The sequence below is a fragment of the Polynucleobacter sp. QLW-P1DATA-2 genome (assembly GCF_001870365.1).
Lineage (GTDB): Bacteria > Pseudomonadota > Gammaproteobacteria > Burkholderiales > Burkholderiaceae > Polynucleobacter.
Genome location: NZ_LZMQ01000010.1, coordinates 1 through 11,003, shown reverse-complemented (window position 1 = coordinate 11,003; position 11,003 = coordinate 1). Strand labels below are relative to the sequence as shown.

The 11,003-nt window shown below is 44.9% G+C and carries 3 protein-coding genes; all 3 read left to right on the top strand.

From position 1 onward, the window contains the following. The coding region (locus A9236_RS10725; RefSeq protein ID WP_143070644.1) for a response regulator transcription factor at positions 1-484 on the top strand (484 nt) is incomplete at its 5' end. A gap of 139 nt (positions 485-623) precedes the next feature. Continuing rightward, positions 624-2,351, top strand: a complete 1,728-nt coding sequence (locus tag A9236_RS10720; protein ID WP_161485628.1) for a ShlB/FhaC/HecB family hemolysin secretion/activation protein — start codon at positions 624-626, stop codon at positions 2,349-2,351. A 137-nt stretch (positions 2,352-2,488) separates the two neighbouring features. Continuing rightward, positions 2,489-11,003: filamentous hemagglutinin N-terminal domain-containing protein (locus A9236_RS10715; protein ID WP_143070642.1), on the top strand; the 8,515-nt coding region annotated here is incomplete at its 3' end.

Genomic DNA, 11,003 nt, shown 5'->3' with positions numbered 1-11,003 from the left:
ATTCAAGCCTCTAGCGCCAGCAGTCCTCATTACCGATATGCGAATGCCAAAGCAATCCGGTGTTGAGTTGCAATCGGAGTTAATTTCCAAAGGCCACAAAATTCCCATCATCTTCATTAGTGGTGAAAGCTCGGATGAGCAAATTATTGCGGCGCTAAAGAGTGGCGCAGTCGATTTTTTGCTAAAGCCGTTTAGCCGTGAGGCTCTCTTAGGTGCAGTAGCTAAAGCGATAGAGCAAGATGCTATCGCTATGCAAGACCTGATACGCAAAGCTCAACTATCTGAAGCTCTTAAAACCTTGTCCCCTCGCGAGCGACAAGTATTTGAACTTTTAGCGAAGGGCTATGGCAATAAAGAGTTGGTCAATGCCTTGGGCATTTCACTGCCAACGGTTAAGGAATATAAGTCAGAAGTAATGTACAAATTGCGTTTACGTTCTCTCGCTGAACTAATTTCATTAAATACGACGCTCACTATCGCTTGATTTAACTTTGAACCCTACTTTCGTAGGGTTGTCAGACTACTTCCACGCTGTAACAATCCAATCTATTGGTGCACAAGACATTCAATATGACTATTACTATATGAAGCAATCAAGATATATGAAGCCAGCTCGGCCGAAAATGCGTTCACTACTATATTCACACATTGCGGTGATATTGGCAGGAGTGTCGGAGGGCGCATGGTCTCAGTCAGCACCTGATGCTGGTGCGTTACAGCGCAACTTGGATCTGCAGCTCCAACGTGAATCACAGGCGCCTTTAGTTCAACCGCCTAAATCAGAAAAAAAGGCTCCTACCGAGAATCGGGTTGACAAGATCACCGTTTCACACTTCACCTTTGAGGGGAATACACTTTTTAGTGGTAAAGAGTTAGACCAAGTCGTGGCACCATGGGTCAATAAAACACTGCAAATTAGTGAATTGCAGGATGCAGCAGTAGCAATTCAGGATTTTTACTCTGCCCATCAGCGCATTGCTCAAGCAACACTGCCCCCTCAAGAGATTAAAGATGGTGTTGTGCTCATCAAAATCTTAGAAGGTAAGATGGGCGCAGTCATTGTTGAGCCCGTTGATATTTCGCCTAAAACAACTGCGCGTTTTTCTCTAGAGCGTGCCAAGGCTTATATCACCCAGGGCACCAATGGTGAGGTCTATATTAATACGCAGGCCACTGAACGGGCCATGCTGTTATTAAACGAGACACCAGGCGTATCTGCAACAGGAGCTTTTGAGCCCGGTAATGATGCGGGCCTAAGCAACTTTAAAGTCAAGCTATCAGACATGCCATGGTTCAGTGGCCAAGCCGCTCTGAGTAACTATGGATCGGCTAGTACCGGAGTAGCCCAAGCCATTGCCAATCTCAGCTTGAATAACCTGTCTGGTTTAGGGGATCAGGTAAACCTCAATGCCATACAGTCCCAGGGCTCTGGTTATGTCGTCGGTAACTACATTGTGCCTATTGGCTACGATGGTTGGAAGGTGGGAGTGCAAAGCTCTTACTTGCAGTACATGACTTTGCCCAACTGGAATGCCTCCACCCCTTCGGCAGGTTCTGCGGCTACTTTTCAAGCCAATACTACTTACGCATTGCAGCGTAGTCAAAGCGCCAACTCGACAGCAAAACTGAGTATAGAGAACCGCGCATACAACAACGTCCAAACAGCGCCAGTGATTAATACTTTAAGTAGCTATCAACTCACTGCCGCTAACGCGAGTGTTAGTGGCGATTGGGCTACTACCGATGGTTCGATCTTCAATTACTCAGCAGGCTATGTGTTTGGTCACTTAGGTATCCGCAACCTTGCAGAGTCCCAGCAAGACCAAAACGGGGTAGGTACTGCAGGCGCCTACTCAAAATGGACCTTTAGTCTGACCTATGCGCAAGATCTCTCCTTTTTGAGTGACACCACTTGGACAAACTCCATTTACGGTCAATTTGCTAATAAGAACTTGAACTCCTCGGAGCAGATCTATATGGGTGGTGCTTATGGTGTACGTGCTTATCCCACCTCCCAAGGTGGCGGTTCCCAAGGCGCCATTCTATCGACCGAACTCATGCACCGCCTCGATGAAAATTGGCAATTAGGAATCTTTGGCGATTTGGGTTTGGTACAACAATACGTAAATCTATACAGCGGCTGGCAAGGGTTAACCAATGCCAACAATCAGTATCAATTGGGCGATGCGGGCATAACAGCAAAGTACTCATATGATAAGGTTTTAGTCACCGCTTCTTTGGCGGCACGCATTGGGAATAATCCCTTGTATAACTCCAGCGGGCAACAGCTCAATGTGGATAACTCCTATAAGTCAGTGCAGGCATGGATAAGAGCATCCATTCCGTTTTGATAGTTATTGGTTCGCTTTCAAATAAGAACTGCTTAATAAAAGTAAAAAAATTATCAAACCCCTCCGATCGGAGGGTTGAGGGTTTTTACCAGCCTCTGAATAATCCACTCATATCAATTTAATTTGGGATATTGTTTTTGCCTAAGACCCTTCAATCTTTTCAAGTTGCGTTTTCTCGCAACCAAGAGAGAGCTCATCAACAGGATGAGCGGGGGCTATTCGCTTTAAAAAACAAGCAATGGCATTGCAAAGGCCTTCGAAAAAAAGCGCTTGCTAGTCTTGCTCTGACATCGATACTTGCCTCATCGCATGTATTTGCTGCTCCAGCGGCCAATGCTCTACCTACGAATGGCCAAGTAGCTGCAGGACAAGCGAGCATTAGCCAGTCTGGCAACGTCATGAATATCAATCAGAGCACGCAGCGTGCTGTGATTAACTGGGATAGTTTTAATGTGGGCAAAAATGCCACAGTGAATTTCAATCAACCCAATAGCGGTGCATCAACACTCAATCGTGTAAACGGCGCTAGTCAGTCGATGATTAATGGCGCAGTCAATGCCAATGGCCAAGTGATTTTTGTTAACCCTAACGGCGTTGTATTTGGCAAAGGCGCTGAAATCAATACCGGTGGCCTAGTTGCCACCACAATGAATATTAAAGATTCTGATTACATGTCTGGAAAAATGCAATTTTCTGGGGGTGAATCTGGCAAGGTTATTAATAAAGGCACAATTACTGCTAATGGTATTAATGGTTATATTGCATTAATGGCACCTGAGGTCAAAAACCAAGGTGTACTCATTGCTAATATCTCCAATAGCAATACTATTGCATTAGTTTCTGGTTCAAAAGTCACACTCTCCTTTAATGGTAGCCAATTAACTGATATTAGTGTTGATGCTTCTGCGATTAATAGTTTAATTACTAATAAGCATGCGATTATCGCTAACGGTGGTCAAATTATTATTGCTGCTAATGCGGCATCGAATTTAAAAGCCTCAGTCATTAATAACACTGGCACAATTAACGCTGATTCAATTTCAGCATCCGGTGGAAAAGTATTTTTAACTGCTGGTACCGTAAATCAAAATGGTACAGTGAGTGCAAATTCACAAGATGCTAATGGTGGCAATGTCACCATTTCTGGCAATCTAGTAAACCTCAATACAGCATCCAAAACGACCGCTACAGGTGCTACTGCTGGCGGGCAAATTTTGATTGGTAAAACCAATGCAAATACAGCGCAAAGCCGGGTAAATGCTAGCGTTGTGAATGTCAATCCAGGCGCGATTGTGGATGCATCAGCCACCCAAAACGGTAATGGCGGATCGATCAGTATTTGGTCACAAATTGCTACTAATGTTGCCGGTATGTTGAAGGCAACCGGTGGCATGATTTCTGGTAATGGTGGCAACATTGATACCAGCTCTGCAGGTACTGTGAAGTATGGCTCTAACCTGGCTGTAGATACCATGGCGCCACATGGTCAAACCGGTCATTGGACTACGGATCCGCTTTCCATCACCATCGATAGCAATGCGGCAACAGTGCTATCGAATGCATTAAATACAACGAATGTCATACTAGATGCAACAGCTAGTAGCTGTGGTGGGATTGGTAGCTGTAGCCAGAGTATTAGCCCCATGATCACTTTCTTGGCTGATGTGTACTCAGCCAATGCGCTAACGAGCCTGACCCTCAATGCCCAAGGTGGCACGATTAACATCAACAGTAATGTCACTGCAGGTAGTGTCTATGCGGTAGCTCAAGCAATTAATATTAATGGCTCAATCAATACCAATGGTGGATCTAATTCTAATATCTATTTAGCTGGCGCCATCATAAATATTCTAGGCAATATTAATTCCAACGGAAGCAATAGCAATAATTCAAACAATACCAACTCAGGTGGATTAAATTCTGCTAATACCATTACTGCAAATAATCGTCGCAATTCTATTAATGGTCAAAATAGTTTTGTTGCAGATACTAATACTTATACCTCAAACGGTGGCGCTATTAATATCATTGCTACCGGTGATATTAATATCGGTTCAATTTCAAATGCTACTAGCTATATTTCAGCCAATGGTCAAAACGGTGGTTCTATTAATATTGTTTCTGTAAATGGCAATATTAATAACTATGGCGTTATGGATGCGGTCGGTAAAAATAATCTTGGCGGTGCAATTACATTGGCGGCACAAAATACCAACACCTTTACTGGCGCCTTAATTTCTGCGGATGGATATATTCAGGGTGGTGTTATTCAGCTGGGTGTTGCTAATGGTGTGGGTTCTGGTTCAACCTTAGCTCCGCCTTCCATTAATTCCCAAGTTGCTACTTTATTGGCAGCAGTTAATTTCACCCCATCGAATACTAGTAACATCCTCTCCAGTAATACCTCTTTAGATAACACCACCGTTATCACAGCCAATGCGGTAGACAGTTCATCTCAAGTAGTTCTCAATTCTCAAGCTGGCCAGATTTATATCGCCGGCAATAATTCTCTTAATACTGTAGCAAGCATTCAAGCCAATGCCGATACCGGTGGCTTGATCATTCTCAGCTCTCCTGCGGGCACCTATCAAAATAACGGTTATATCCAAACGAATGGTGGAGCCGGACTAGGCGGCACTATTGCTCAGTCAGCCCTCATGAGTACAACCCTCATTGGCGCCACACTAGAAGCAAACGGCACATTAGGCGGCGGTAACATTGTCACCGGTCGTGATTTCCGAGCAAATCCACTTCCAGGTAGTGCAGCGCAAGATGCCCTCCTACCAAATCTATCAGCAGTTATTACTGTTCCAACCTCCCAGCTAACTACAGTGGATGCCAATAGCATCCTCTCGGCAAATGGAATTACTAGTGGCAATGGCGGTAATGTTTTGGTTTGGGGTAACACCAACAATGTAGCGGGCACATTATCTGCACAAGCATTGGGTAAAAATAGCAACGGTGGCTTTATTGAGACTTCGGGTCATACCTTGAATGTGGTAAATAGTGCAAGTATCTCAACAGCAAGTAATAACGGCACAACTGGTACCTGGTTGCTCGACCCATACGATTTTTATATTGCTTCATCTGGTGGAAATATTACCGGAGCCAACCTTACAACTGCATTGTCCAATAACTCTGTAACTATTACTGCGGCAAATACTTGCTCAGGCATCGCTTGTACCGCCACCTCTAACGGAACATTGGGAAATATTTATGTAAATGACAATGTTAGTTGGTCTGCGAACACACTCACACTCAATTCTGGTTACAACATTTATGTTGGCACGCCATCAAGCATGGGTTCATTGACCGTTACAGGTAGTGGCTCTCTTACCCTGGCGCCAAGTAATAGCGGAGTCTCTGGATATACCTCTGGTGGCCAAGTTCTCATGGGTATGGCAAGTTCATCCACGAGCGGTTTAACTTCAGGCTATTTAAGTGGCAGTTCATTTACTACTGGTGCTGCCACTGGATTTAATGGCCAGATCAATGTATCGACTTCTGGAACAATCAAATTTGGATCTAACACATACACCGCTCTTAACTCAGAGTCTGATTTTGTTGGAATCAATTCAAGTAGCAACTACGTGATTGGAAGTAATTTGAGCTTTAGCACTGCCTATTCTGCTGCAGTTGTGAGTGGATTCAGTGGTATTTTGAATGGGTTTGGCCACCTTATTAGTGGTCTAAGTATTAATAGCACTAGCTCCAGTGGGACAAACATAGGTTTATTTGGTAACACCAGTGGCACATTTAGCAATATGGGTTTAGCTGGTTCTGTATTGGCAAGTTATGACAATAATGGAGTGGGTGCTTTTGCTGGTCATACCAGCGGTGCGACTATTACTAATAGCTACTCAACGGCATCAGTAACAGGTGTAAATTATGTTGGAGGCCTTGTAGGCCTTGGCCAATCTGCAAATATTTATTCTAGTTATAGTACGGGTTCAATTTTGACTACTGGTAGTAATGCTGGCGGGTTAGTGGGCTACTTATATGGCGGAACTATTCAATCAAGCTACAGTACTTCGAATGTTTCAGGTCCTGATACGGTCGGTGGACTTACAGGCTCCGTACAAAATAATTCATCAGTTTCAAATAGTTATTCAATAGGAACTATTACTGGAAATACTGCAGGCAACAACCACCAAAATTTTGGTGGACTTTTTGCGTACCTGCCTTGTGGGAATGTTTGTACATTCACTAACAATTACTTTGGCGGGGCGATCGTTACTGCTACCGGCAATAGTTCCATTGGAGGCATTGCAGGAGGTGCGTCTGGAACAAATAGCTTTAGCGGTAATTATTGGAATTCAACAACAAATCCTGGATTAAATGCAAGCACAGGGGGCTTCCCTAGTTCAGTTGTAGTGTCGGGGGTCTCCTCTATAACCACTGCTCAACTGAAAAACGCATCTAATTTCTCAAGTGGTTTTGGTAATACCTCTGGATCCTTTACTATTGCTTCCGGATGGGGTTATCAGCCTGGGGTGAATAGTGGATTCCCCATTTTGTGTGCAATTAATAATTGCACCTCCTACAGCTCTTCTTTAGTTTCGCTCACTTACGCCGGCACTTCTGGCGGACTTTGGGAAACGGCATCCAACTGGGATGTCACTGGTAGTAGTACGCCTTCAAGCATTGCACCTATTTCTACCAATGCTAGTTCCATTAGTTCACTTATTATTCCAAGCACTTACACGGTTAACTACAATACCGCGAGCGTGGGCCCTCTAGGCCTCTCAATCACCAATAATGGAACTATTTCTTTCTCAGGAAATTCTAATGTCACACTTTCGGGTGTCATTTCTGGTTCTGGTGCGATTATTAAAAATGGTGCTGGTACTGTTTCTCTTACGGCCGCCAACACCTACGGTGGCGCAACCACAATTAATGCTGGAACTTTAGTCTTATCTGGATCGGGCACATTAGGGAATAGCTCTTCATTACTAACAATTTCTAGCGGTACATTAGATATTCAAAATGGTGCCGTTACAGTTGGTTCGCTATCTATGAGCGGCACCAACCCATCGATTACCAATAGCACCGGTACCTCATCATTGACTATATCTGGTACCTCTACCTTGGCTGGCTCGATTACAACCAGTGGTGCTCAAACCTATAGCGGCGCAGTCACCTTAGGTGCTAATGCAGCACTTACTGCCACTAATAGCAATATCACTTTTACCTCTGCTGTAGACAGTACCGCTGGTGGTTACTATGGCTTATCCGTTTCTAACGGTGCAGGTACTACTGCCTTTGGTGGCGTAGTGGGTGGCAATAGTGCTAATAGTGCGCTTGGTTATTTGTGCATTAATTCTAGTGGCTGTAATGCTTCTGCTGTTGGTACAACAGCAAATACTGGTACAACTACCTTAGCAGGTAATGTCACCACTAGTGGTAATCAAAACTATGGCGGTAATCTTGTTCTAGCAGGCAATGTTAATTTAAGCTCAACTAGTAATGGTGGCAATGGAGCAGTGACGGTTTCAGGTAGCGTCAATAGTTCTTCAGTTGTAGGCTCAGGAATTATTGAATTCCTAGGATCTGGATATTGGGGGGTTAGCACCTCTAGTGGAAGCACTTGGGCCTATTACCTAGCGAATAGTGGTACCAATACCTACCAGTCCAGTTTTCTTATAAGCGGGACCACTTATACATCAAGCCTCTCAGCGCTGAGTAGCCCGCCAACAATTTCTTATAGTGGTGGTAACTATTCATTTAGCCCTGTTACATCAAGTGCTATCTCATATTTAGCAGTTGGTGGTGGCGGAGCGGGTGGACAAAACGGTGGTGGCGGCGGTGGTGCTGGGGGCGTTCTTACTAATGTCGGATCTTCACTTGTGACATTTGCTGCTAATACAAGTTATTCGATTGTTGTTGGTGCCGGTGGTAGCAGCGGTGGTAACGGATTTGCATCCTCCATTTCCGGAGCTGGGATTACTACGGTAACGGCATTAGGTGGTGGATATGGTGGTGTTGGCGGTAATAATGGTAATAGTGGTGGATCTGGCGGTGGCGGTGGTCAATGTGGTTGTCAGCTGGGTCTCGGTGGTGCGGGGGTATCTGGACAGGGCTATGCGGGAGGTAATGCTGAAACCTCATCACCGTACTACTCAGGTGGTGGCGGTGGAGCAGGAGCTCAAGGTGCAAGTGCAACAAGCATAGCTGCGGGTGCTGGTGGTTCAGGCATTCTCAATCCAATTACCGGATCAAATATTGGCCAGTCTAGTGGCGGTAATTACTATATTGCAGGGGGCGGTGGAGGAGGTAGTTGGAGTGGAGTTGGAGCATCTGGCGGACTTGGTGGCGGCGGCTCAGCTCCATCAAGTAGTGGAGTTGGCACTAGCGGTTTGGTAAATACTGGCAGTGGCGGTGGTGGTAGTGAAAATGGAAATAATGGTGGTAACGGCGGATCGGGTGTTGTCATCCTATCTTCAACAACTTTAATTGGCGTCCAAAACACCTACGCCCTCACTATCAACTCCGGTACTGGCGCAGCTACGATCGGTGGTAGTGTTTCCAATATCACTACCTTAGCAATTAACTCTAAATCAGCATCCTCGTCTATTGCGGGTGCAATTGGTGGCTCTACTGCACTGAAATTGAATACAGGAACAGTAGCTACTGTAGGCGCTGATTACACAGGGGCTAACTCTAGTAGTGCTGTACTAAATCTTGCTGGTAACAACACCTACTCTGGCGGCACTACGATTACTGGTGGCACGCTACAGGCAGGAAGCACCACAGCCTTTGGTGGAGCTGCTAGTGCAATCACTGTTAACAGTGGCGCAGCATTAGATCTCAATGGCAAAACATTAGCGAATGCTAATGCCTTAACCTTAAACGGCACGGGTATCTCGAGTGGTGGCGCATTAACTAACAGTTCAGCAACGACCGGTACTTATATCGGAGCCATTACATTAGGCTCTGATTCATTGATTGGTAGTACATTTGGCGCTATTACTGTGACTGGCTCTATTGCATCAACTGTAAATGCCTACAATTTAGCGCTCGTTGGTAACCAGGCTATTACCCTGAGAAGTACTGCTAGTACTAACACGCTTTCAACTATTGCTTCATCAGCCGGGATCGGCGCTCTCTCGATTGATAACAATCAGGCGCTCACTATTGGATCAATGACTATTGGCGGAATAACCTATTCTGGACTGTCATCTACAGGCACTATTTTTGTAAAAACAAATACTGGTAACTTAATAGTTAACAACAACATTACAACTACTAGCTCATCTGCGGTGACCTCGTCACCAGCAATTTTATTGTCTGCTGGTTACGCTGATACAACTAGCAATACCACAGACAATATTGTTCTTGGTAGTAGTTCGTCTAGCTTCATTACAGCCGGTACAGGCGCCATCATTGCTTTATATTCTGGGTCACCAACTTCGAGTAATAATTTATCTGTATTTGCTACAGCTCAATCTACCAAATATATTAGTTATGGCGTCACAACCAGCACGCTACCTTCATCAGGCGCTGGTTACTATGCCTTGTACCGTAGTACGCAACCTAACTTGTATGTGATTTATGGATCTTCCAGCCCATCAACTTATGGTACAGCGCCAACGATTACCTACTCATTTAATACATTAGCTAATGGATCGGGTACCACATACCTCTCATCCGATACTTTGACTGTCAATGCAACGGGTACTGCTGTATTTACTGGCACCAACTCGACTACAAGCATTACCGGTGCACTAAACTCTTCGACTAATGCCGGTAGCTATACAACAGTGACCTATTTGAGTGGCCTAAGTTCACCAATCTATGCAATATCAGCCGGCTCTAGTACAGGATCACTGACTATTAGCAAGGCCAATGCTTATGTGATCGTTACATCTGGTCAGTCCAGTATCTATGGCAATACACCAACGATTAATTACACCTTTAATACCAATAGTGCGGGTACAGGAACCGTGATCTCAGCATCACCTACTGGACTAGCTGGCACAGCAAGCATTAGCAATGCACCAACATCCTCGTCAAATGCAGGTACTTACAACCTGACTTACGCCAGTGGCCTTAGTTCAACGAACTACGCCTTTAATGCTGCGGCTAGTGCTACTCCTTATACGGTGAACCAAGCCCAAGCTTATGTGATCCTTACATCTGGTCAATCCAGTATCTATGGCAATACACCAACAATTAACTACACCTTTAATACCAATAGTGCTGGCACCGGAACAGTCATCTCTGCATCACCTACTGGACTTACTGGCACAGCGACTATCACCAATGCACCAACATCCTCTTCAAATGCAGGTTCTTACAACCTGACTTATGCCAGTGGCCTTAGTTCAACGAACTACGCCTTTAATGCTGCGGCTAGTGCTACTCCTTATACGGTGAACCAAGCCCAAGCTTATGTGATCCTTACATCTGGTCAATCCAGTATCTATGGCAATACACCAACAATTAACTACACCTTTAATACCAATAGTGCTGGCACCGGAACAGTCATCTCTGCATCACCTACTGGACTTACTGGCACAGCGACTATCACCAATGCACCAACATCCTCTTCAAATGCAGGTTCTTACAACCTGACTTATGCCAGTGGCCTTAGTTCAACGAACTACGCCTTTAATGCTGCGGCTAGTGCTACTCCTTATACGGTGAACCAAG

Bases quoted from the DNA above. Each gene is read 5' to 3' on its own strand.
- A9236_RS10720 (WP_161485628.1), top strand. From the start codon at position 624: ATGCGTTCACTACTATATTCACACATTGCGGTGATATTGGCAGGAGTG.